Raw genomic sequence first — 20,766 nt, forward strand, 5'->3', positions numbered from 1 at the left:
GCGGGCTGGGGCCGGAAGGCGGCCCCGCCTGAGGTCAATCCAGTTTCAGCACCTTGGCCAGGACGATCTTCGGCCCTTTCATCTTCTTGATGATGATGCGCAGGCCTTCGACCTCCAGCACTTCCTCTTCCTCAGGCACGCGCTTGAGGGTTTCATAGATCAGCCCAGCCAGGGTTTCGGCCTCGATGTGGTCAAGGTCGATACCCAGCAGGCGCTCGACCTTGAACAGCGGCGTGTCACCGCGCACCAGCAGCTTGCCCGGCTGGTAGGCGAGGATGCCGCGCTCGGTCTTGCGGTGTTCGTCCTGAATATCGCCCACCAGCACTTCCAGCACGTCTTCCATGGTCAGGTAACCGATCACCTTGCCATCGGCTTCTTCCACCAGCACGAAATGCGCACCGCCCTTGCGGAACTGCTCCAGCAGCTGCGACAGCGGCATATGCCGGGAGACGCGCTCCAGCGGCCGGGCCAGGTCTTCGAGGTCGATGGTTTCGGGCAGGTGGTCGAGCTCGGCCAGCTCCAGCAGCAGGTCCTTGATGTGCAGCAAACCGGTGAACTCTTCGCGCTCGGCGTCGTACACCGGGTAACGGCTGAACTTGTGGCGGCGCAGCAGTGCCAGGATCTGCTTGAGCGGGGCGTGGGCGTCGATGCTGACCATGTCCTCGCGGGAGTTGGCCCAGTCGACCACCTCCAGCTCGCCCATTTCCACCGCCGAGGCCAGCACGCGCATGCCTTGGTCGCTCGGGTCCTGGCCGCGGCTGGAGTGCAGGATCAGCTTGAGCTCTTCGCGGCTGTAGTGATGCTCGTGGTGCGGGCCAGGCTCGCCCTGGCCGGCAATGCGCAGGATGGTGTTGGCGCTGGCATTGAGCAGGTAGATGGCCGGGTACATGGCCCAGTAGAACACGTACAGCGGCACTGCCGTCCACAGCGACAGCAGCTCGGGCTTGCGGATCGCCCAGGACTTGGGCGCCAGCTCACCGACCACGATGTGCAGGTAAGAGATGACGAAGAAGGCGACGAAGAACGAAATGCCCTTGATCAGCTCTGGCGTGTCGACGCCCAAGTAGGCCAGCAGCGGCTCCAGCAGGTGGGCGAAGGCCGGTTCACCGACCCAGCCCAGGCCCAGCGAGGCGAGGGTGATGCCCAGCTGGCAGGCGGACAGGTAGGCGTCCAGCTGATTGTGTACCTTGCGCAGGATGCTGCCACGCCAGCCGTGCAGTTCGGCGATGGAATCGACGCGGGTGGAGCGCAGCTTGACCATGGCGAACTCGGCGGCTACGAAGAAGCCGTTGAGCAGTACCAGGAGCAAGGCAAAGATGATCATGCCGAAATCGGCGAATAACGAGGTGAGGCTGATACCAGGGGAAGGGTCCATGATGGATTTTTTACGGGGTCCGTCTTTGGGGAATGGAGAAAAAAAGTGCCAGCACAGGCTGGCACAGGGGATCCAATGTAGCGGTTGAAGCCGCAAAAGCAAAGGGTGATGGACGTGATGGGGCTGTTGGGCAGCCCACTCAACCCTTGCCGTTAGCCAATTGTGCTGGTGCAAAATGGCAGGTGAAGGTGCTCCCATGCCCCGGCACACTGCTGATCTCCAACCGCCCGCGATGGCGCAACAGCACATGCTTGACGATCGCCAGGCCCAGCCCTGTGCCCCCGGTATTGGACGCCCGGCTGGAGTCGACCCGGTAAAACCGCTCGGTCAATCGCGGCAAATGCTTGGCATCGATACCAATGCCAGAATCCTGCACGCTCAGGTGTGCGCCGTGCGCATCGGCCCACCAGCGGATGCGAATGCTGCCCTCGTCCGGGGTGTACTTGACCGCGTTGAACACCAGGTTGGAGAACGCACTGCGCAGCTCGGCCTCGCTGCCCTTGAGGCACACGCCGGGTGTGGCCTCCAGGCTGATGCGCTGGTTGCGCGGCCCGGACAGCGCCTGGGCATCACCCTTGATCGACTGCAGCAGGGCATCGACCGGCACTGGCAGGTTGTCGGAGGGGTAGTCGGTGGCTTCCAGCTTGGCCAGCAGCAACAGGTCGTTGAGCAGGGTCTGCATGCGCGAGCCTTGCTGGCTCATCTGCTGCAGGGCCCGGCGCCAGCGCGGGTTCACGTCCTCGACGTTGTCCAGCAGGGTTTCCAGGTAGCCGGTAATCACCGTGAGCGGTGTCCGCAGCTCGTGGGAAACGTTGGCGACGAAGTCCTTGCGCATCTGTTCAAGCTGGTGGATGCGGGTGACGTCGCGTACCAGCATCAGGTGCTCGTTGTTGCCGTAGCGAGTGATGTGCAGTTGCACGCGCATACGGTCATTGATCGGCGAGGGGATTTCCAGCGGCTCGACGTAGTTTTCCGCTTCGAAGTACTCCTTGAAGCGCGGGTGGCGTACCAGGTTGGTCACCTGCTGGCCGCCGTCCTGCGGGGTCTTGAAGCCCAGCAGGGTTTCTGCGGCGCGGTTCCACCACTCCAGGTTGCCGTCGCTGTCGAGCATGATCACCGCATCGCGCAGCGCGGCAGTGGACTCCTGGACCCGGTCGATCACTGCCTGCAGGCGGCCGCGCACGCGTTGGTCGCGACGTTGCAGGTGATAGATGCTGTCGAACACTTCGCCCCACAGGCCGTAACCGTCGGGTGGCGCCTCGTCGGGTTGGTGGTTGCGCAGCCAGTCATGCAGGCGCAGCAGTTGCTTGAGGGTCCAACCCAGGTACAGCGCCAGGCCGATGGCCAGGCTCCAGCCGTAATAGCCGCTGACCAGCCCGCCGACCAGGCAGACAGTGATCAGCAGCAGCAGGTGGCGAATCAGGGTCGCGTGCCAGTTCTGGTTCAATTGACGGTCCTTGTACAACGACGTGCAGCCAGGCGTGCAGGCTTGTCAGCTCTTGGTCGAGAAGCGGTAGCCAGTGCCGCGGACGGTTTGTACCAGATTTTCGTAAGCTTCACCCAGCGCCTTGCGCAGGCGGCGGATGTGCACGTCGACGGTACGCTCCTCGACATAGACGTTGCCGCCCCAAACCTGGTCGAGCAACTGGCCACGGGTGTAGGCGCGCTCCTGGTGGGTCATGAAGAACTGCAGCAGGCGGTATTCGGTGGGGCCCATCTCGGCGGGCTTGCCGTCGATGGTCACGCGGTGGCTGATCGGGTCGAGCAGCAGGCCGCCCACTTCAATCGGTGCCTCGCTGTCGCTCGGGCCGGTGCGACGCAGCACGGCCTTCAGGCGGGCGACCAGTTCGCGCGGTGAGAACGGTTTGGTGATGTAGTCGTCGGCACCCACTTCCAGGCCCTGGATCTTGTTGTCCTCCTCACCCTTGGCAGTGAGCATGATGATCGGGATGTCCCCGGTCAGCTCGTCACGCTTCAGGCGGCGGGCCAGCTCGATACCCGAGGTGCCCGGCAACATCCAGTCGAGCAGGATCAGGTCAGGCTTGCGGTCGACGATGATCGCGTGGGCCTGCTGGGAGTTTTCTGCTTCCAGGCAGTCGTAGCCGGCCATTTCCAATGCAACGGCGATCATCTCGCGAATAGGCGCTTCGTCGTCGACGATCAGAATGTTCCTGCCAACCATGCTCAAAACCTCTCCTGGAAAATCGTGTCTGGCCCGCATTAGATAACGGAATTATTGCAGCTGTGTGACAGGACATTGGCTGTTATGGCGACATTGCATGACTGGGCTAGGCTTCAAGGGGCCGCTGTGGCTGTTAGTCGAACTCTTTCCACCCCCGAATACATGGTGATTCCAATGACACGACACATGCTGAACTGGATGGCCCTTTTCGCTGCACTGGCGCTGCCGGGGGTAGCGTCGGCCCACCATCAGGCCAAGGAAATGAACGGCATGTTGGTCACGCCTAAAACAGAGATGACGCTGTATACCTTCGACAAAGATTCTGGCGGCAAGTCGATGTGCAATGGTGAGTGCGCGAAAAACTGGCCACCGTTGGCGGCCCAGGCAAACGAAAAGAATGAAGGCAAGTGGACGCAGATCAAGCGCGATGATGGTTCGATGCAGTGGGCCTATGACGGCAAGCCACTGTATACCTTCATCAAGGACAAGAAAGCCGGGGACATGACCGGTGATGGCGTGAAAGACGTCTGGCACGTCGCCAAGCCTTGAGGCACTTTGCATGACCTTGTGGCGGCGGGTAAACCCGCTCCCACAGGGTCTGTATTGACTGTCAGCGCAGCGCGTAGTCCAGGACTATGCCAATGAAGACCAGCAGCCCCGCCCAGTGATTGTGCAAAAACGCCTTGAAGCATGAATCCCGGTCCAGCTTGCGTGTCGACCAGAACTCCCAGGCAAAGCACACGGCAGCCCCCAGCAGCCCCAGGTGGAACCAGCCGCCCAGCTCGAAGCGGCTCCCCGCCAGCAGCAGGCAGCCCAACGACAGCAGCTGCAAGGTCAGGATGATCACCCGATCCGCTTCGCCGAACAGGATGGCCGTCGACTTCACGCCGATCTTCAGGTCATCGTCGCGATCGACCATGGCGTAATAGGTGTCATAGCCCACGGTCCACAGCAGGTTGGCGATGTACAGCAGCCAGGCGCTGGCCGGCAGCTCGCCCCCGGCCGCCGTGAAGGCCATGGGGATGCCCCAGGAATACGCGGCGCCCAGCACCACCTGCGGGTAATAGGTGTAGCGCTTCATGAACGGGTAGCAGAACGCCAGGGCTACCGCCCCGAACGACAGCCAGACCGTGCGGCTGTTGGTGCACAGCACCAGCAGAAAACTTACCGCGACCAGGATCGCGAACAGCGCCAGTGCCTCGCGTGGCTTGACCCGGCCGCTGGCCAGGGGGCGGTCGGCGGTGCGTTTGACGTGGCCATCGACCTTGCGGTCGGCAAAGTCATTGATGCAGCAACCTGCGGCGCGCATCAGCACAACGCCAAGGCCGAAGATCAGCACGTTGGCCAGGGTCGGCGAACCTTGCCCGGCAATCCACACCGCCGACAGGGTAGGCCACAGCAGCAGGTAGATACCGATCGGGCGGTCCATGCGGCTTAGCTGGACAAAGTCCCAGGCGCGCGGGTGCCAGCGGTTGAGCGACTTGAGCAATTGCAGGTACATCAGCGGGTTTCCTCCTTGGCCGCTTGCCACAAGGCTGGCAGGAATACCTCGGCCACCAGCAGGTCCAGGCCGTCCCGTTCGAAACGTGAGCGGCGGCCCCAGAGCCCGTCGTGCGCGGCTTCGGCCGGCAACCAGGCCTGTGGATAACTGCACACCTCGATTGGGTGGCGAATGAATGCCTGATCACAGAACAGCAACTCGCCCAGCGAGCGGCTGCCCAGGGTCTCGAGGTCCAGGCCGCCGCGCTCCAGGGCGCTGCGGCTGGCCACGCTGCGGGCGAATACCCAGGGCTGGCCATGGCCGCGCAGGTAGACTTCGCGCACCCAGCCTTGTGCCCCGGGCGCAATGCCCAGCGCCTGGCACTCGTCATCGCGCAGGGTCTGCCAGCCTTCAAGCAGCGGGGTCACGCAGAAGTGCTCGCGGGACAGGTGGGTGAGGCGGCGAGTCAGCGAGCCCTCGTCGAACAGCCAGCCCAGGGTCGGCTGGTCGAGCTTGGTCGCCAGCTGTGAATACGCCAGCCACGCGACAGCGGCTGCTTGCGGGGATTCGTACGACACGTCGGTATGCTTGTTACAGCCAGAGAGGCGGCGAGCTTAGCATGTTGCCCCGACTGCTTGCATACTGCTGGCAGGGCCAGTAAAAAGCCCCCAAAGATTGCACGATGGCCCTATGTGCGGCTTGCCCGCGAAAAGCCCATCAGCAGCGACACAACGCCTGAACCGAGGAACCGCGTACCCATGAAGAAGTGGCAATGTATTGTCTGTGGCCTGATCTACAACGAAGCCGAAGGCTGGCCGGATGACGGCATTGAGCCCGGTACCCGCTGGGAAGATGTGCCGCAGGACTGGCTGTGCCCCGACTGCGGCGTGGGCAAGAGCGACTTCGAAATGATCGAGATTGGCTGATCACAACCCTGTTTCAACTGAGGAAAGCACGACATGACGTCCCCTGTAGTCATCATCGGTACTGGCCTGGCCGGTTACAACCTGGCCCGTGAATTTCGCAAGCTCGATGGCGAGACGCCGCTGCTGTTGATTACCGCCGACGATGGTCGTTCCTACTCCAAACCCATGCTCTCCACGGGCTTCGCCAAGCTCAAGGATGCCGATGGGTTGTGCATGGCCGAGCCGGGTGCGATGGCCGAGCAGCTCAAGGCCGAAATCCGCACCCACACGCGCATCAGCGGTATCGACCCTGGGCACAAGCGCCTGTGGATCGGCGAAGAGGCTGTGGCCTATCGCGACCTGGTACTGGCCTGGGGGGCCCAGACCGTGCAGGTGCCGATCGAGGGCGATGCTGGCGGGCAGGTTTTCCCGATCAATGACCTGGAGGATTACGCACGCTTTCGCGCCGCCGCTGCCGGCAAACAGCGCGTGCTGGTGCTGGGGGCCGGGCTGATCGGCTGTGAGTTTGCCAATGACATGAGCCTGGGCGGGCTCAAGGTCGATGTGGTGGCCCCGTGCGAACAGGTCATGCCGACCCTGTTGCACCCAGCCGCCGCCGCCGCCGTGCAGGCCGGGCTCGAAGGGCTTGGCGTGCGCTTTCACCTGGGCCCGGTGCTGACGCGTCTGCAGCGTGTGGCTGAAGGCCTTGAGGCGCATTTGTCGGACGGCAGCGTGATCGCCTGTGACCTGGTGGTGTCGGCTATCGGCCTGCGCCCACGTACCGATCTGGCCGCTGCCGCCGGCCTCAAGATCAACCGCGGCGTGGCTGTGGACCGCCAGTTGCAAACCTCCCACGACAACATCTACGCCCTGGGTGACTGTGCCGAGGTCGATGGCATCAACCTGCTTTATGTCATGCCGCTGATGAGCTGTGCCCGGGCCTTGGCGCAGACCCTGGCGGGCAACCCCACGGCCGTCAGCTACGGCCCGATGCCGATCACCGTGAAGACCCCGGCGTGCCCGCTGGTTGTCTCGCCGCCACCGCAAGGGCGTGAAGGCAATTGGCAGGTGCAAGGGCAGGGCAGTGACCTCAAAGTGCTGTGCCACGATGCCGACGGCACGCTGCTGGGCTATGCCCTGACCGGTGCGGCAGTCATGGAGAAGCTGGCCCTGAATCGCCAGTTACCGCCTGTAATGGCCTAAATAGACGGCGTTCTGTCGGATTTACCCTGTTGTTGCCCACACAATGGCCGCCCAGATACTGGCGCGGCCTCGGTGGGCGTGCCATTCTCACTTCCGTCTGCCGCAGATTAGAGCCTGCGGTGCCTTGAGCGCTGCCCCCAGAGGCAGCACGGCATAACAACAAAAAATCCCGTCAAAGAGGCTTTACCATGCGCAAACCAGAACTCGCCGCTGTCATCGCCGATAAGGCCGATCTGACCAAGGAAAAGGCCAACGTGGTGCTGAATGCGATTCTCGACAGCATCACGGGTGCCCTGGACAAGGACACCGTGACCCTGGTCGGTTTCGGCACCTTTGAAAAACGTCACCGCGGCGCGCGTACCGGCAAGAACCCACAGACCGGCGAGCCGGTAAAGATCAAGGCCAGCAACACGGTAGCCTTCAAGCCTGGCAAAAACCTGCGCGACAGCGTCAACACGACTGCCAAGCCGGCCAAGAAAGGCAAATGATCCACACCTGACAACCCCCAGTGTCAGCCAAGCGGGCGCCCTAGGGTGCCCGTTGTGCTTTGTGTGGGGATATGTTGCGAACTTGCGTAAATCGTTCGAGAAGAGGATAAACTGCGCGACTCAGTCATTTTTTATTCGAGGCGCGTTGATGAAGTTCCGCTTTCTTCTCTGGGCCATGGGGCTGTTGATGGCCAGGGCCAGCCGTAACAACCCGGCGTTCAAGCAGCAGCTCAAGGACAAGGACCTGGTTTTCCAGATGCAGACTCTGGACGGCAAAATCGCCCGGCACTTTATGGTCAGTGACGAACGCATCAGCAGCAAAGGTGGCGTACACCCACAGCCGGCCTTCGCCATTGCCTTCAAGGATGCCGCTTACGGGTTCGCCACGCTGCAGGCGGGCAACAAGCAGCTGGCCTTCATGCAGGGGATTCAGGACAAGAACATCCAGATCAAAGGCAATCCGGCGCTGGTGATGTGGTTCCAGGGCTTGATGAAATACCTGAAGCCGAAGAAGAAGCGCTGAGGTCGCATGCCCTGTGTGGGCGGGTTAACCCGCCCACACAGGGCCAATATGCATCAATGCGGGGCGTGGAACTGCGAAGCCAGTTCGCGCAGCAAAGTCTCTGCCTCCAGCACCTTGTTCACCACATCCTCGGCCTTTTCCCGCGTTACCCCCAGCCGCTCCAGCAGCTCATCGGGTACTTCCTCCTGTGGCCCCGAGCCAATGCCGCGCGAACGCAGCAGGCGCGTCGCCAGGCATACCAGGTTGGGGAATGCCGCGTAGTCGCCGTCATAGGACGGGTCGTGCTGGAAGCGCAGCGCAGTCGAGAGCTCTTCGGGCATGTCCCACAGCTTCATCAGCCAGGCGCCGATCTGTTCGCGGTTGATACCCAGCAGGTGTTGTTCCACGTAGGTGTGGCACAGGTGCGGGTTGACCTCCAAATGGCGGCAGATCAGCGAGAAGTGGGGCGGGAACACATGCGCCAGCAGCAGGTAGCCAAAGTTGTGCAGCAGCCCGGCCAGGTAGGTCAGGCCAGCTTCGGGGCGTTCTGCCCGCGGCATGGCGCGGGTCAGGCCCTCGATGATGGCTGCGGTGTAGATCGACTGTTGCCAGTACGGAGTGGCTTGCTGCGGGTGGTCTTTGGGCAGGCTCAGGGTCTTGCCCAGGGCCAGCCCAAGGGCCAGGTTGATCACCAGATCGAAGCCCAGCACGCGCACGATGGCGTCTTCCACCGAGCGGATCTTGCCGGGTGAGGCGTAGTAGGGCGATGCCGCCCAACTCACCACCTGGGCAGCCAGTGCCGGGTCGGTCTCGACCACGCCGGTAATGTCATCGATGCTGGCGTTGGGGTCTACGCGCAGCTTGATGATCTTCTGCGCGGTGTCGGCCAATGGCGGGATTTCGATGGTTTCTTCAAGGCGCTTCTGGATGCGGCGTGCTGTGAAGGCCTGGACGGCCTGGCTGATCTCTTGGGGGTCGTCATGCGGCCGGTCGAGGTTAGGGCTGATGGCCTTGACCTCCTGGCCAAAGCTGCTGGCGCTGGCCTTGGTGAGCATGCGCTTGAAGTTCGCGCGGTCGATCTCCAGCAGCAGGCCGGCTTCACCGGACTGAATCAGCACGGTCTCGCAGTCGAGCAGGCTTTTTTCGTATTGGCACGGCGAGCTGGTCAGCGCCGGAATGCCCGGCAGGCGCTTGAGGTGGTGCTTGTCGAGCATCTGCTTGAGCCGTGGCACCGATACCGCCGTCAGCTTGCGACCGGTCAGCTCGCCCAGCCGATTGAGGTCAAGCAGCTGGCTCTGTGGGAACAACACCATCAGGGCGCCGATTTCGTCGTCGAGCAAGACCGCCTGCACCCGCGAGGCGGCGGGCAATTGCGCATGCTCGACCACTTCGCGGTAGGTGACGCCCACCTTATCGAGCAGCAGCCTGATGACAGAGGGGGCGTGTGGGGTTGCGGTGTCCAGGGCAACTTCAGTCATGGTCCGTATCCACTCGTTCTTTTAAACGCGAAGTATAACCAGTCCCGCCGCAAATCTGGATCCATTCTGGGACTGGCGTCACACTTGGCCATATTGCTGGCCATGGCGCAGCCAGCGGTCAAGCAGCGGGCTGACGTGGTCCGGCCAGCGCGCGATCAGGGCTTGGGCGGCATCACGCACGGCCGGCAGCAGGTCGGCATCGCGCATCAGGTCAGCGACCTTGAACTGTAGCAGACCGGTCTGGCGGGTCCCCAGCATCTCGCCAGGGCCGCGCAGTTCCAGGTCTTTTTCGGCGATGATGAAGCCATCGTTGGTTTCGCGCATGATCCCCAGGCGTTCGCGGCCGATCTGCGACAGCGGCGGGTGATACAGCAACACGCAATGGCTTGCAGCGCTGCCCCGGCCTACCCGGCCGCGTAGCTGGTGGAGCTGGGCCAGGCCCAGGCGCTCGGGGTTCTCGATGATCATCAGGCTGGCATTGGGCACGTCCACGCCCACCTCGATGACCGTGGTCGCGATCAGCAGCTGCAGCTCTGCGGCCTTGAACTGCGCCATGATCTCGGCCTTTTCCGCAGGCTTCATGCGCCCGTGGATAAGGCCGACCCGCAGCTCGCCCAGGGCGCTGCCAAGCTCCTCATAGGTGCTCTCGGCCGCCTGGCAGGTGAGCTCTTCGGATTCTTCGATCAAGGTGCACACCCAGTAGGCCTGGCGCCCTTCGGCACAGGCGGCGCGTACCCGCTCGACCACCTCGAAGCGGCGGCTGTCGGCCACCAGCACGGTGTTAACGGGGGTGCGCCCGGGTGGCAACTCGTCGAGGACCGAGGTGTCGAGGTCGGCGTAGGCGCTCATCGCCAAGGTCCGCGGGATCGGCGTGGCGGTCATGATCAGCTGGTGCGGGCAAAGCTCGCCGGCCACGCCTTTCTTGCGCAGGGCCAGGCGTTGCTGCACGCCGAATCGGTGCTGTTCGTCGATGATCGCCAGGGCCAGGTGCTTGAATTTGACCTCCTCCTGAAACAGCGCATGGGTGCCCACCACCATCGGTGCGCCGTTGGCGATCTGCTCCAGTGAACTGGCGCGGGCCTTGCCTTTGAGCTTGCCAGCCAGCCATGCCACCTCGATGCCCAGCGGTTCGAGCCAGCGCTTGAAGGTGATGTAGTGCTGTTCGGCGAGGATCTCGGTGGGCGCCATCAACGCCACCTGGTAACCGGCCTCCAGCGCTTGCAGCGCCGCCAGTGCAGCGACCACCGTCTTGCCGGCACCGACATCGCCCTGTACCAGGCGCATCATCGGCTCGGCCTGGGCAAGGTCGTAGGCAATTTCGTTGGCCACACGCTGCTGGGCACCGGTCGGCTTGAAACCCAGGTTGGCCAGGTACTGCGCCGGCAACCGGCTGGCCTTGGGTAGCACGGGGGCACGCAGGCTGCGCAGGCTCTCGCGCAGCCGTTGCTGCGACAGCTGATGGGTCAGCAGTTCCTCGAAGGCCAGGCGGTGCTGAGCCCAATGCTGGCCTTCGGCAAGCTCGTCGAGGTCGGCATCGGCCGGCGGGTTGTGCAGATAACGGATGGCGTCGTCCAGCGGTGCCAGCTGGTAGTCCCGGGCCAGCTCATCGGGCAGCCAGTCTGGCAGGCTGCGCGGGCCAAGCATGCCCAGGCTCTGTTGGCAGAGCAGGCGCAGACGTTGCTGGGTAAGGCCTTCGGTGGTCGGGTAGATCGGCGTCAGGGTCTGTTCTACCGGGGGTGGAGGCTCGTCGCCGTTCAGCGCCCGGTACTCCGGGTGATAAATCTCCAGGCCAGAGGCGCCAGGGCGTGCTTCGCCATAGCAGCGCAGGTGCGTGCCGCGTTTCAGGCCTTCTTTCTGCGCGTTGCTGAAGTGATAGAAGCGCAGGCTCAGCACCCCGCTGCCATCACCCAGGCGCACCACCAGGCTGCGGCGCTTGCCCATGGTCACGTCAGCGCCACTGACCACCCCTTCGATGACTGCGTCCTGGCCTGGGCGCAGGGCGCCGATGGGCACCACGCGGGTGCGGTCCTGGTAGCGCAGCGGCAAGTGGAACAACAGGTCCTGCAGGTTCTCCAGGCCGACCTTGGCGAGTTTTTCCGCCATGGCATCGCCCACGCCCTTGAGCACCGTGACCGGGACCTTCGACAGCTCACTCATGACTCAGGCCGGCTGTTCCGCAGAGGGTTTGGCGACCGAGCAGAGGCGGATCGAGTCGGCGAGGATCTCGATGGCCTTGGGCCGCGGGAAGCTGGCACGCCAGGCAATGGCTACGGTACGGAACGGTGCCGGTGCAGTCAGTGGGCGCACTTCGATGACACCCGGCGCGTAGTGGTGGCTGTGCACCGCCGACAGCGGCAGGATCGAGACGCCAAGGCCCGAGGCAACCATGTGGCGAATGGTTTCCAGCGAGCTCGACTCCACCGTGGTGTGCCGGGCGCCTTCACCGCCCTTGTTCAGGGTCGGGCAGGCTTCCAGGACCTGGTCGCGGAAACAGTGGCCTTCGCCCAGCAGCAGCAGGCTCTTGTCGTTGAGCATGGCGGTATCGATGGTTTTTTTCGCCGTCCACGGGTGATCGGCGGGCATCAAGGCGCAGAATGGCTCATCGTACAGCGGCAGGGTCAGCACGTCGGCTTCGTTGAACGGCAGGGCGATGATCACCGCGTCCAGTTCGCCGTTGCGCAGTTTTTCTCGCAGTACGTGGGTGAAGTTCTCTTCGATGTACAGCGGCATCTGTGGTGCCACGCGGTGCAGCTGCGGGATCAGGTGCGGGAAGAGATATGGGCCGACGGTATAGATGGCACCGACCTTGAGCGGGGCGGTCAGCTGGTTCTTGCCGGCCTGGGCCAGTTCACGGATGCCCTGGGCCTGTTCCAGTACCTTCTGCGCCTGGGCAACGATGCTTTCACCGACCGGGGTCAGGCGAACCGCGCTCTTGCTGCGCTCGAAGATCAGCACGCCAAGCTCGTCCTCGAGCTTCTTCACACCGACCGACAGGGTCGGCTGGCTCACGTGACAACGTTCGGCCGCGTGGCCGAAATGCTGTTCCTGGGCGAGTGTGACGATGTAGCGTAATTCTGTGAGGGTCATAACGTGCGTCCATGAAGTTGCGAGCCCAGCATAGCGGCTGCAATCGATAGACGCACGTTATCAGACTTGCCGATTTGTGACAGAAACAAAAGCCTCAGCGGCGGTCCAGTGAGTAGACGAACGGCGCCACGACTTCGATCGTGCCGTTGTTCAGCAACTCCGGTGGCGGCTTGGGTACCGTGCCGGCGCGACGGATCATCTCCAGCGTTGCGCGGTCCAGTGCTGCACTCCCCGAACCACCCGCCATGGCGTACGACACTACCTTGCCTTCGGCATCGACCACGAAACGCAGGCGGTTGATGCCCTGCAGGCCGCGACGACGCGCGTCTTCCGGATAGCGCTTGTACTTGGCCAGGTGGCGCAGCAGGTCACTCTGCCAGGTAGGCAGGGCGTTGCTGTTGGACGCGATGCTCGGTGCCGGTGCTGCGGACTTCTGGGGCGGCGTATTGCTTGGCGGTGCATCCACCACCTCCTCGGTCGGAGGTGCTTCCTTCGGCGGCTCAGGCTTTTTCTCAGGCTTGGGCGGCTGTGGCTTGGCCTTCGGCTTGGGCGGCTTGGCGATGGCGATCTTGGGTTTAGGCGCTTCCACCAGCTTGGGCAACGGCAGTTCTTCGACCGGTGCCGGCGGCTGTGGGGCGGCTTTGGGAGGTGGTGGTGGCGCAGGCTCCGGCAACGGTGCCAGCTCGACCATCATCGCTGCCGGCGGCAGCTCGATGGCCTGAGGCACCGACCAGTTGAGCGTGAGCAGCACAGCGACGGCATGGACACCCAGCACAAGTGCCAGGCTGCCGCTGTAACGCGCCAGATTGTGCCGCGTCTTCGTCATTTCTTGGCTGCCGTCTCGAGACCTACCAGACCGACTTTGAGGTAGCCGGCCGCGCGCATGTTGTTCATCACTTCCATCAGGTCACCGTAATCCACGCCCTTGTCGGCCTGGAAGAAGATGGTCGTTTCCTTGTCGCCCTTGGTCTTGGCGTCGAGCATCGCGCCAAGTTGCGCGGGTGAAGGTACCTGATCGTCGCCGACATACAGCTTCTGGTCGGCCTTGACGCTGACGAACACGGGTTTCTCGGGCCTCGGCGCCGGCTTGGCGGTCGAGGCTGGCAGGTCGACCTTGATGTCGACCGTTGCCAAGGGCGCCGCCACCATGAAGATGATCAGCAGTACCAACATGACGTCGATGAACGGCGTAACGTTGATTTCGTGGTTTTCGGCGAGGTCGTCGCCACCTTCGTTGAGATGCAGGCCCATGGCTTACCCCACTTTCACCATGTGCGGGGCGGCGCGCTCGCTGCCTTGGTGGTCCAGGTCACGGCTGACCAGCAGCAGCACCTGGGCAGAAGCGTCGGACACCTGAGCCTTGTAGCCGGCAATGGAGCGGGCGAAGACGTTGTAGATGACCACGGCCGGGATTGCCGCAACCAGGCCCAGGGCTGTTGCCAGCAGGGCTTCGGCGATGCCGGGGGCAACGACTGCCAGGTTGGTGGTCTGGGTCTTGGCGATGCCGATGAAGCTGTTCATGATGCCCCATACGGTGCCGAACAGACCGACGAAGGGTGCGGTGGAACCGATGGTGGCCAGTACGCCGGTGCCGCTGCTCATGTTGCGGCCGCTGGCGGCGACCAGGCGCTCCAGGCGAAAGGCGACGCGTTCCTTGATGCCTTCTTTTTCACGCGTGTTGGCCGACAGGCGCATTTCTTCGAGGGCATCGTGGACCAGGGTGTGGGCCAGGGTGCCTTCCTTGTTGGAGACCTCGCTGGCCTCCTTGAGGCTGGCGGACTTCTTCAGCTGTGCAATTTCGCCGCGCAGACGACGCTTGGCGCCCATCAGCTCGAAGCCTTTGGCGATCCAGATGGTCCAAGTGATGATCGAGGCGATGGCCAGGCCAATCATGACGATCTTCACCACGATGTCGGCGTTCTTGTACATGCCCCATGGCGACAGGTCGTGGGCCATGCCCAGGGTAGTATCCTCGACCAGTGCTTCGACGCCCGGGTCTACGGCGACCGGTGCATCGACCGGGGCTGCGGCAGGCGCGTCGGCAGCGGGCGCCGAGCCATCAGTGGCCGGGGCCGGGGCCGCGGCGGGAGTGGCAGGGGCGGCAGCGGCAGCAGCGGCAGCAGGTGTGCTGGCGTTGGCGGTTGGCTCATCGGCCATGGCCACTGGGGCCAGCACCAGGCTGAACATCAGCGCGGCGATGGCACGCCAGGCGCGCGACGGGGTTGGCGAAGCGGAGGGTTGAGTACGTGTCATGCTAGCCGGACCTGATGAAGAAAAAGAGTGAACGTTCTCCAAGGCCTCGAGAGCGGCCGAGAACAGATAGGGGCGCCATTATTGCAAGTAATTCTTGTTAACAAAAGTAATCTCGTTGCTTTTTTCGCCTATCGTCTAGCCGCCCATCGTGTAGCGTGGCTGGTTTGATCCACTGGTCTAGGGAGTTTTGAGATGTTGGACCTGTCCGTAATGGTCGTAGGTTGTGGTGATGTAGGTGGCCGGCTTGCCCAGCAATTGCTTGCCCGTGGCTGGCAGGTGAGCGGCTTGCGCCGCTCGATCGCGCAACTGCCCGAGGGCGTTGTGCCGGTGGCTGCCGACCTGTCCGATGCGGCCATCCCCGCAGCGTGGCCGCAGCGTGCGCCGGATTATCTGGTGTATTGCGTGGCGGCCAGCCAGCACGATGAGGCGGGGTATCAGGCCGCCTATGTCGACGGCCTGCGCCATGTGCTGGCATGGCTAGCAGCGCGTGGGCAGCACCCGCGACGGCTGTTGTTCGTGTCCAGCAGCAGCGTGTTTGCGCAACAAGAGGGTGAGTGGATCGATGAGACGGCGGCCACTGAGCCTGAAGGGTACTCCGGGCGAGTAATGCTTGAAGCCGAGCGCCTGGCGCTGGCCAGTGGTATCCCGGCAAGCGTGGTGCGTTTGACCGGTATCTACGGGCCGGGCCGTGAGTGGCTGTTGAGCCAGGTACGCCAGGGGTATCGTGTGGCCGAGCAGCCGCCGCTGTATGGCAACCGCATCCATGCCGAGGATGCAGCCAGCCTGCTGGCCTTCCTGCTGCAGGCGGATGCCGACGGCGTGGCGCTGGACGATTGCTATATAGGTGTCGATGACGACCCGGCGCCGCTGGCCGATGTGGTGGCCTGGTTGCGCGGGTACATGGGGGTTACCGAGTGGTCGGATGAGCAGCGTGTGCGCCGTACCGGCAGCAAGCGCTGCAGCAATGCCCGCGTGCGGGCATTGGGCTGGGTGCCGGCATATCCGAGCTACAAGGAAGGGTATGCGGCCATTCTGCAAGGGAAAGGCTGACGCCCTGGGGCCGCTTTGCGGCCCTTTCCGACCGGTCCGCGGCCGGCAGGGCCGCGAATGGCTTCAGTTCTTCTCAAGCACCCACTGACGAGAACCGGCTGCCAATGCAGGCATCTCGTCCGGCTGTGCACGGTTCACCGCCTGGAAAATCTCCAGCTTGTCGCCATCACGCTTGAGAATGAACGGCGCACCACGTTGCTTGCGCTCCAGCCACAGGCTGTCGTTGCTGCCACCCATGGTCGCGCAATCGCCCGCCAGGCACAGGGCGAAACGGTCCGGGCCGGGCAGGCCGGTCACGCCGCCGTTATCGGCGAAACGCACCACGCTACCTTGGCCCTGGCCTTCGACGATCTTCCAGTCGCCGCCTAGGTAAGCCTGATAAAGCGCCTTCTCGAAGCTGCCACCCAGGGGCGCATTGCCCGGCTGCTTGGCGCGCACGAAGGTCTGCTTGGCACCGGATTGGTCAGTGGTTTTCAGCTCGTCACCGTCCAGCTCAAGCTGCTCGGTCTGCCCGCCCTGGAAGCTGGCCTGCCACTGCTTTTCAGTGGCGCTCAGCTGGCCATCGGCGGCCTCGAAACCATTGCTGAAGCTGGCCTGCTGGTCGGCTATATCGAGTTTCCACTCGAACACCGGGCCATGCTCATTCAGGGCCTGACGCAGGCTGCCACCCTTGACGGCGGCTTTGATGGCATCCTGGTTGATCCAGGTGCCGTTGAAGTCTTCGGGTTTATGACTGGCGCAACCGCTCAAAAGCAGGGCTGCCAGCGCGAGGGGCAGTGCTTGACGCATGGTGGGTAACCTTGGGGGAGAGAGCGTGACGGGCAGAGCGCCCGTCACCGGGGGCATCACTCGATGACCAGGATCGCGTCCATCTCGACCTGCGAGCCTTTCGGCAGCGCGGCAACGCCAATCGCGGCGCGGGCTGGGTAAGGCTGTTCGAAGTAGCGGCCCATCACCTCGTTGACCTTGGCGAAGTGGCTCAGGTCGGTGAGGAAGATGTTCAGCTTGACGATGTCCTTGAACGAACCGCCAGCGGCTTCAGCCACGGCCTTGAGGTTCTCGAAGACCTGAACGGTCTGGGCTTCGAAGCCTTCGACCAGTTCCATGGTTTTTGGGTCCAGCGGGATCTGGCCCGACATGTAGACGGTGTTGCCGGCCTTGATCGCTTGCGAGTAGGTACCGATAGCGGCGGGGGCCTTGTCGCTGGTAATGACGGACTTGCTCATGATGACTCCTTGCGGTTGGCGGACTACGTACGCATGCGGGTGATGCGGACCACACCGGTCAAGGTACGCAGCTTCTTGATCACACGCGCCAGGTGCACGCGGTCGTGCACGCTGACCACCAGTTGGACCACGCTGATACGGCCGTCGCGTTCGTCCATGCTGATCTTCTCGATATTGCCGTCGGCGGCATTGACGCTGCTGGCCAGCAGGGCGATCAGGCCGCGTTGGTGCTCCAGCTCGACGCGCAGCTCGACGTTGAATTCGCCCGCGATGTCCTTGGCCCAGGAAAGCTGCACGCACTTCTCCGGGTTGTGGCGAATTTCACTGATGTTGCGGCAGTTCTCCAGGTGCACGACCATGCCTTTGCCCGCCGACAGGTGGCCGACAATCGGGTCACCAGGGATCGGCGTGCAGCACTTGGCGTAGCTGAGTACCAGGCCTTCGGTGCCGCGAATCGCCAGCGGGCCTTCCGGCGCCGGCAGTTGCTCGCCTTCGGCCGACAGCAGGCGGCGGGCGACTACATAGGCCATGCGGTTGCCCAGGCCGATGTCTTCGAGCAGGTCTTCGATCAGCTCCAGGCGGTATTCGGCGAGAATCGCCTGAATGCGCTCCTGGGGGATTTTTTCGAGGCTGCTGTCGAAACCGGTCAGTACCTTGTTCAGCAAGCGCTCGCCGAGGCTGATGGACTCGGAGCGGCGCTGTTGCTTGAGCGCGTGGCGGATGTGCGTGCGCGCCTTGCCGGTGACCACGAAGTTGAGCCAGGCCGGGTTCGGCCGGGCGCCCGGCGCGCTGACGATTTCTACCGTCGAGCCGCTCTGCAGGGGCTCCGACAGTGGCGCCAGGCGGCGGTTGATGCGGCAGGCGATGCAACTGTTGCCAACGTCGGTGTGTACCGCGTAGGCAAAGTCGACGGCCGTGGAGCCTTTGGGCAGCTCCATGATGCGGCCTTTTGGCGTGAACACGTAGACCTCGTCCGGGAACAGGTCGATCTTCACGCTCTCGATGAATTCCAGCGAGTTGCCCGCACGCTGCTGCAGCTCGAGGATACCCTTGACCCACTGACGGGCACGGGCGTGGCTGCCTTTGGGCTGTTCGTCGTCGTTGGACTTGTACAGCCAGTGCGCGGCGATGCCGTTGTTGGCCATCTCTTCCATCTCGCGGGTGCGGATCTGGATTTCGATGGGCACGCCATGCATGCCGAACAGCGTGGTGTGCAACGACTGATAGCCGTTCGCCTTGGGGATCGCGATGTAGTCCTTGAAGCGACCCGGCAGCGGTTTGTACAGGTTGTGCACGGCGCCGAGCACGCGGTAGCAGGTGTCGACCTTGTCGACGATGATGCGGAAGGCGTACACGTCCATGATCTCGTTGAAGGCACGGCGCTTGCCGCGCATCTTCTTGTAGATGCCATAAAGGTGTTTTTGCCGGCCGCTGACCTCGCCCTCGATACCGTCGGCGGCCAGGCAGTTGGCCAGCGACTGTTCGATCTTGGCGACGATCTCTTTGCGGTTGCCGCGGGCGCTCTTGACCGCCCGGTGGATCAGCGACGAGCGCATCGGGTGCATGGCCTTGAAGCCGAGGTCTTCGAATTCGACGCGCACGGTGTGCATGCCCAGCCGGTTGGCGATGGGCGCGTAGATTTCGAGGGTTTCCTTGGCGATGCGTCGGCGTTTTTCGCCAGACAGCACTTCCAGCGTGCGCATGTTGTGCAGGCGGTCGGCCAGCTTGACCAGGATCACGCGGATATCGCGGGCCATGGCCATGGCCATCTTCTGGAAGTTCTCGGCCTGCGCCTCGGCCTTGGTCTCGAAGTTCATCTGGGTCAGCTTGCTGACCCCATCGACCAGCTCGGCGACCGTCTCGCCAAACTGCTGGCTGAGGGCTTCCTTGGCGATGCCGGTGTCTTCGATCACATCGTGCAGCATGGCCGCCATCAGGCTCTGATGGTCCATGTGCATGTCGGCGAGGATGCTGGCCACGGCCAGCGGGTGGGTCACGTAGGGCTCGCCGCTGCGGCGGCGCTGCCCATCGTGGGCCTGTTCGGCGTAGAAATAGGCGCGACGAACCAGGTTGACCTGTTCGGGGCCCAGGTAGGTCGACAGCCGTTCGGCTAAGGCTTCTATACCCGGCATGGGTTCACCTCTTGCAGAGGAAGAGGGCCTTGTGCCGCGCGACGTCGACCTGGCATCAATCAGACAGCCTCGTTGGACTCGTCCTCGAACGCGGCGAAGACCGGATCCTCGGTGACGATCTCTTCAGCGGCGATGAACTCGTTGGTGACGATGCCTTCGGCGATTTCACGCAGGGCAACAACGGTCGGCTTGTCGTTTTCCCACGCTACGCGTGGCTCTTTGCCGCCGGTCGCCAGCTGACGGGCGCGCTTGGTCGAGAGCATGACCAGCTCAAAACGGTTATCCACGTGTTCCAGGCAGTCTTCAACAGTTACGCGGGCCATGGTCTTCCTCAGTAGCAAATGCGGTAGGCGTGCAGCCCAATTTGGGCAGGCGGACTCAATAGTTTAAAAAATCACCAGCCAATAGGGAAGCGATGTTTTGCCGGGTGCGGATCATAGCGCTCCCTGTAGTAACGGCTTTGCCAGCGAAAGGGCCGGAACAGACACCCTGATCTTGTATCTCACAACATCGCGCCGCGCAACCGTGGGGTCAGTTCTTCGAACAGCGTCTGCACCGAGCGCAATGCCCGGCAATCGGGCCGGGTCAGCAGCCACAGCTGGGTGTCGCAACCCGCCAGCGGCCCGCTCAGCGCATCGACGCCTGGCAAGGCGTGCACCATGTAATCGGGCAACGCCGCCACGCCCAACCCGGTGCTGACCAGCTGCGCGATGGTCGACATGCCGCTGCACTGGTAACGCGGGCTCAGCCCGGGGTATTGCTGGTTGCGCCAGACCACGGTGGGGTGGTCCTGCATCGAATCGTCCGGTGCGATCCACGGCACGCTGCTGGCCGCCTCGTTCAGGCGCTCGCGCCACTGCGGCTGGCCGCAGATCACATAGGAAGTCGAGCCCAGGCAGCGGCCGACCAGATGCTCCGGTGGCGTGTTGGTCAGGCGCAGGGCAATGTCGGCATCGCGCCGGCTGAGGTTGGCGAAGGTATTGGAAGTGCCCATTTCCAGCGACAAGGCCGGGTAGTTGGGCATGAATTCGGCCAATGCCGGCAACAGCAGGCTGTGCATCACTGCCTCGGTGCACGTCAGACGAACGGTACCGCTGACTACCTGCTCGCCACTGGTCATGGCGATGCGTGCGGCCTCCAGCGCCTGCTCGGCGCGCTCGGCCTGCTCCGCCAAGGCCTGCGCCGTGTCGGTCGGCAGGTAGCCTTTACGGCTCTTGACGAACAGTGCCGTGCCCAGTGCCGACTCCAGCCGGCGGATCGAACGGAACACCGTCGAAACATCGACTTTGAGCAGTTCGGCAGCCTTTGCCAGGGAGCGGCCACGTTCCAGGGCCAGGACCAGGGAGAGGTCGGCATGGGTAATCTGATATTGCATTGGTGCACGCTCTGCTTGCCGAAATGCCAA

The 20,766-nt window shown here is 63.3% G+C and carries 22 protein-coding genes; 6 read left to right on the forward strand and 16 right to left on the reverse strand.

Features of this window, described 5'->3' with window-relative positions; all coding sequences use genetic code 11:
- Positions 1–34 precede the first annotated feature (34 nt).
- From HU766_RS09040 to phoB, 3 genes are all read right to left on the reverse strand, one after another.
- Positions 35–1,375, reverse strand: a complete 1,341-nt coding sequence (locus tag HU766_RS09040; protein ID WP_033702357.1) for a hemolysin family protein — start codon at positions 1,373–1,375, stop codon at positions 35–37.
- Between the two features lie 139 nt (positions 1,376–1,514).
- Positions 1,515–2,822 (reverse strand): phosphate regulon sensor histidine kinase PhoR, encoded by a 1,308-nt coding sequence (phoR, locus tag HU766_RS09045; protein WP_047582536.1) that lies wholly within the window; start codon positions 2,820–2,822, stop codon positions 1,515–1,517.
- A 45-nt stretch (positions 2,823–2,867) separates the two neighbouring features.
- A complete protein-coding gene (gene phoB / locus HU766_RS09050) occupies positions 2,868–3,557 on the reverse strand; it encodes a phosphate regulon transcriptional regulator PhoB (RefSeq protein ID WP_003253341.1) in 690 nt (229 codons plus the stop codon).
- 174 nt (positions 3,558–3,731) lie between these two features.
- Here phoB and HU766_RS09055 point away from each other — a divergent pair, with 174 nt between their 5' ends.
- Positions 3,732–4,106 (forward strand): hypothetical protein, encoded by a 375-nt coding sequence (locus HU766_RS09055; protein ID WP_186655655.1) that lies wholly within the window; start codon positions 3,732–3,734, stop codon positions 4,104–4,106.
- Positions 4,107–4,167: 61 nt separating this feature from the next.
- Here the strand turns inward: HU766_RS09055 and ubiA are convergent, their stop codons facing one another.
- Complete coding sequence (gene ubiA, locus HU766_RS09060; RefSeq protein WP_047582538.1) at positions 4,168–5,058, reverse strand: 4-hydroxybenzoate octaprenyltransferase; 891 nt, start codon at positions 5,056–5,058, stop codon at positions 4,168–4,170.
- A complete protein-coding gene (locus HU766_RS09065) occupies positions 5,058–5,615 on the reverse strand; it encodes a chorismate lyase (RefSeq protein ID WP_186655590.1) in 558 nt (185 codons plus the stop codon). The genes ubiA and HU766_RS09065 overlap by 1 nt, the downstream gene beginning before the upstream one ends.
- A gap of 180 nt (positions 5,616–5,795) precedes the next feature.
- On the opposite strand from HU766_RS09065, the gene HU766_RS09070 reads away from it, so the two are divergent.
- From HU766_RS09070 to HU766_RS09085, 4 genes are all read left to right on the forward strand, one after another.
- On the forward strand, positions 5,796–5,963 hold the full coding sequence (locus HU766_RS09070; RefSeq protein WP_033702346.1) for a rubredoxin: 168 nt from the start codon (positions 5,796–5,798) through the stop codon (positions 5,961–5,963).
- Between the two features lie 33 nt (positions 5,964–5,996).
- Entirely contained in the window at positions 5,997–7,145 is a 1,149-nt protein-coding gene (locus tag HU766_RS09075) for an FAD-dependent oxidoreductase (protein ID WP_033702344.1), read from the forward strand.
- 188 nt (positions 7,146–7,333) lie between these two features.
- On the forward strand, positions 7,334–7,633 hold the full coding sequence (locus tag HU766_RS09080) for an HU family DNA-binding protein (protein ID WP_186655592.1): 300 nt from the start codon (positions 7,334–7,336) through the stop codon (positions 7,631–7,633).
- Positions 7,634–7,781: 148 nt separating this feature from the next.
- Positions 7,782–8,156 (forward strand): helicase, encoded by a 375-nt coding sequence (locus HU766_RS09085; protein WP_186655595.1) that lies wholly within the window; start codon positions 7,782–7,784, stop codon positions 8,154–8,156.
- Positions 8,157–8,209: 53 nt separating this feature from the next.
- Here HU766_RS09085 and HU766_RS09090 read toward each other — a convergent pair whose 3' ends face one another.
- From HU766_RS09090 to exbB, 6 genes are all read right to left on the reverse strand, one after another.
- Positions 8,210–9,613 carry an aminoacyl-tRNA deacylase and HDOD domain-containing protein gene (locus HU766_RS09090; protein WP_186655598.1) on the reverse strand — a complete coding sequence of 468 codons (1,404 nt, stop codon included), beginning with the start codon at positions 9,611–9,613 and terminating at the stop codon, positions 8,210–8,212.
- Between the two features lie 78 nt (positions 9,614–9,691).
- Complete coding sequence (gene recG, locus HU766_RS09095; RefSeq protein WP_033702337.1) at positions 9,692–11,770, reverse strand: ATP-dependent DNA helicase RecG; 2,079 nt, start codon at positions 11,768–11,770, stop codon at positions 9,692–9,694.
- Positions 11,771–11,773: 3 nt separating this feature from the next.
- A complete protein-coding gene (locus HU766_RS09100; protein ID WP_033702334.1) occupies positions 11,774–12,700 on the reverse strand; it encodes a hydrogen peroxide-inducible genes activator in 927 nt (308 codons plus the stop codon).
- Between the two features lie 94 nt (positions 12,701–12,794).
- Positions 12,795–13,526 carry an energy transducer TonB gene (locus tag HU766_RS09105; protein WP_033702333.1) on the reverse strand — a complete coding sequence of 244 codons (732 nt, stop codon included), beginning with the start codon at positions 13,524–13,526 and terminating at the stop codon, positions 12,795–12,797.
- Entirely contained in the window at positions 13,523–13,951 is a 429-nt protein-coding gene (gene exbD, locus HU766_RS09110) for a TonB system transport protein ExbD (RefSeq protein ID WP_186655601.1), read from the reverse strand. Before exbD ends, HU766_RS09105 begins: the two co-directional genes overlap by 4 nt.
- A gap of 3 nt (positions 13,952–13,954) precedes the next feature.
- Entirely contained in the window at positions 13,955–14,953 is a 999-nt protein-coding gene (gene exbB / locus HU766_RS09115) for a tonB-system energizer ExbB (RefSeq protein WP_186655605.1), read from the reverse strand.
- Positions 14,954–15,145: 192 nt separating this feature from the next.
- On the opposite strand from exbB, the gene HU766_RS09120 reads away from it, so the two are divergent.
- On the forward strand, positions 15,146–16,003 hold the full coding sequence (locus tag HU766_RS09120) for an SDR family oxidoreductase (protein WP_186655607.1): 858 nt from the start codon (positions 15,146–15,148) through the stop codon (positions 16,001–16,003).
- 63 nt (positions 16,004–16,066) lie between these two features.
- On the opposite strand, the gene HU766_RS09125 is transcribed toward HU766_RS09120, so the two are convergent.
- The 5 genes from HU766_RS09125 to HU766_RS09145 form a co-directional block, all read right to left on the reverse strand.
- Positions 16,067–16,792: a hypothetical protein gene (locus HU766_RS09125; RefSeq protein WP_033702323.1), complete on the reverse strand. Its 726-nt coding sequence runs from the start codon at positions 16,790–16,792 to the stop codon at positions 16,067–16,069.
- A gap of 56 nt (positions 16,793–16,848) precedes the next feature.
- Positions 16,849–17,229, reverse strand: a complete 381-nt coding sequence (locus HU766_RS09130; RefSeq protein WP_033702322.1) for a RidA family protein — start codon at positions 17,227–17,229, stop codon at positions 16,849–16,851.
- Positions 17,230–17,252: 23 nt separating this feature from the next.
- Positions 17,253–19,361 carry a bifunctional GTP diphosphokinase/guanosine-3',5'-bis pyrophosphate 3'-pyrophosphohydrolase gene (gene spoT, locus HU766_RS09135; RefSeq protein ID WP_033702320.1) on the reverse strand — a complete coding sequence of 703 codons (2,109 nt, stop codon included), beginning with the start codon at positions 19,359–19,361 and terminating at the stop codon, positions 17,253–17,255.
- Positions 19,362–19,420: 59 nt separating this feature from the next.
- Positions 19,421–19,684 carry a DNA-directed RNA polymerase subunit omega gene (rpoZ, locus tag HU766_RS09140; protein WP_012312123.1) on the reverse strand — a complete coding sequence of 88 codons (264 nt, stop codon included), beginning with the start codon at positions 19,682–19,684 and terminating at the stop codon, positions 19,421–19,423.
- Positions 19,685–19,863: 179 nt separating this feature from the next.
- On the reverse strand, positions 19,864–20,736 hold the full coding sequence (locus HU766_RS09145; RefSeq protein ID WP_186655609.1) for a LysR family transcriptional regulator: 873 nt from the start codon (positions 20,734–20,736) through the stop codon (positions 19,864–19,866).
- Between the last annotated feature and the right edge of the window lie 30 nt (positions 20,737–20,766).

Origin of the sequence: Pseudomonas sp. SWRI77 (assembly GCF_014269105.1) — a bacterium.
Taxonomy (GTDB): domain Bacteria; phylum Pseudomonadota; class Gammaproteobacteria; order Pseudomonadales; family Pseudomonadaceae; genus Aquipseudomonas; species Aquipseudomonas capeferrum.

Bases quoted from the DNA above. Each gene is read 5' to 3' on its own strand.
- HU766_RS09145 (WP_186655609.1), bottom strand. From the start codon at position 20,736: ATGCAATATCAGATTACCCATGCCGACCTCTCCCTGGTCCTGGCCCTG.
- rpoZ (WP_012312123.1), bottom strand. From the start codon at position 19,684: ATGGCCCGCGTAACTGTTGAAGACTGCCTGGAACACGTGGATAACCGT.
- HU766_RS09070 (WP_033702346.1), top strand. From the start codon at position 5,796: ATGAAGAAGTGGCAATGTATTGTCTGTGGCCTGATCTACAACGAAGCC.
- HU766_RS09085 (WP_186655595.1), top strand. From the start codon at position 7,782: ATGAAGTTCCGCTTTCTTCTCTGGGCCATGGGGCTGTTGATGGCCAGG.
- phoB (WP_003253341.1), bottom strand. From the start codon at position 3,557: ATGGTTGGCAGGAACATTCTGATCGTCGACGACGAAGCGCCTATTCGC.
- HU766_RS09055 (WP_186655655.1), top strand. From the start codon at position 3,732: ATGACACGACACATGCTGAACTGGATGGCCCTTTTCGCTGCACTGGCG.
- HU766_RS09040 (WP_033702357.1), bottom strand. From the start codon at position 1,375: ATGGACCCTTCCCCTGGTATCAGCCTCACCTCGTTATTCGCCGATTTC.
- ubiA (WP_047582538.1), bottom strand. From the start codon at position 5,058: ATGTACCTGCAATTGCTCAAGTCGCTCAACCGCTGGCACCCGCGCGCC.
- HU766_RS09080 (WP_186655592.1), top strand. From the start codon at position 7,334: ATGCGCAAACCAGAACTCGCCGCTGTCATCGCCGATAAGGCCGATCTG.
- HU766_RS09120 (WP_186655607.1), top strand. From the start codon at position 15,146: ATGTTGGACCTGTCCGTAATGGTCGTAGGTTGTGGTGATGTAGGTGGC.
- exbD (WP_186655601.1), bottom strand. From the start codon at position 13,951: ATGGGCCTGCATCTCAACGAAGGTGGCGACGACCTCGCCGAAAACCAC.
- HU766_RS09130 (WP_033702322.1), bottom strand. From the start codon at position 17,229: ATGAGCAAGTCCGTCATTACCAGCGACAAGGCCCCCGCCGCTATCGGT.
- HU766_RS09075 (WP_033702344.1), top strand. From the start codon at position 5,997: ATGACGTCCCCTGTAGTCATCATCGGTACTGGCCTGGCCGGTTACAAC.
- HU766_RS09125 (WP_033702323.1), bottom strand. From the start codon at position 16,792: ATGCGTCAAGCACTGCCCCTCGCGCTGGCAGCCCTGCTTTTGAGCGGT.
- HU766_RS09105 (WP_033702333.1), bottom strand. From the start codon at position 13,526: ATGACGAAGACGCGGCACAATCTGGCGCGTTACAGCGGCAGCCTGGCA.
- exbB (WP_186655605.1), bottom strand. From the start codon at position 14,953: ATGACACGTACTCAACCCTCCGCTTCGCCAACCCCGTCGCGCGCCTGG.
- HU766_RS09090 (WP_186655598.1), bottom strand. From the start codon at position 9,613: ATGACTGAAGTTGCCCTGGACACCGCAACCCCACACGCCCCCTCTGTC.
- recG (WP_033702337.1), bottom strand. From the start codon at position 11,770: ATGAGTGAGCTGTCGAAGGTCCCGGTCACGGTGCTCAAGGGCGTGGGC.
- spoT (WP_033702320.1), bottom strand. From the start codon at position 19,361: ATGCCGGGTATAGAAGCCTTAGCCGAACGGCTGTCGACCTACCTGGGC.
- HU766_RS09100 (WP_033702334.1), bottom strand. From the start codon at position 12,700: ATGACCCTCACAGAATTACGCTACATCGTCACACTCGCCCAGGAACAG.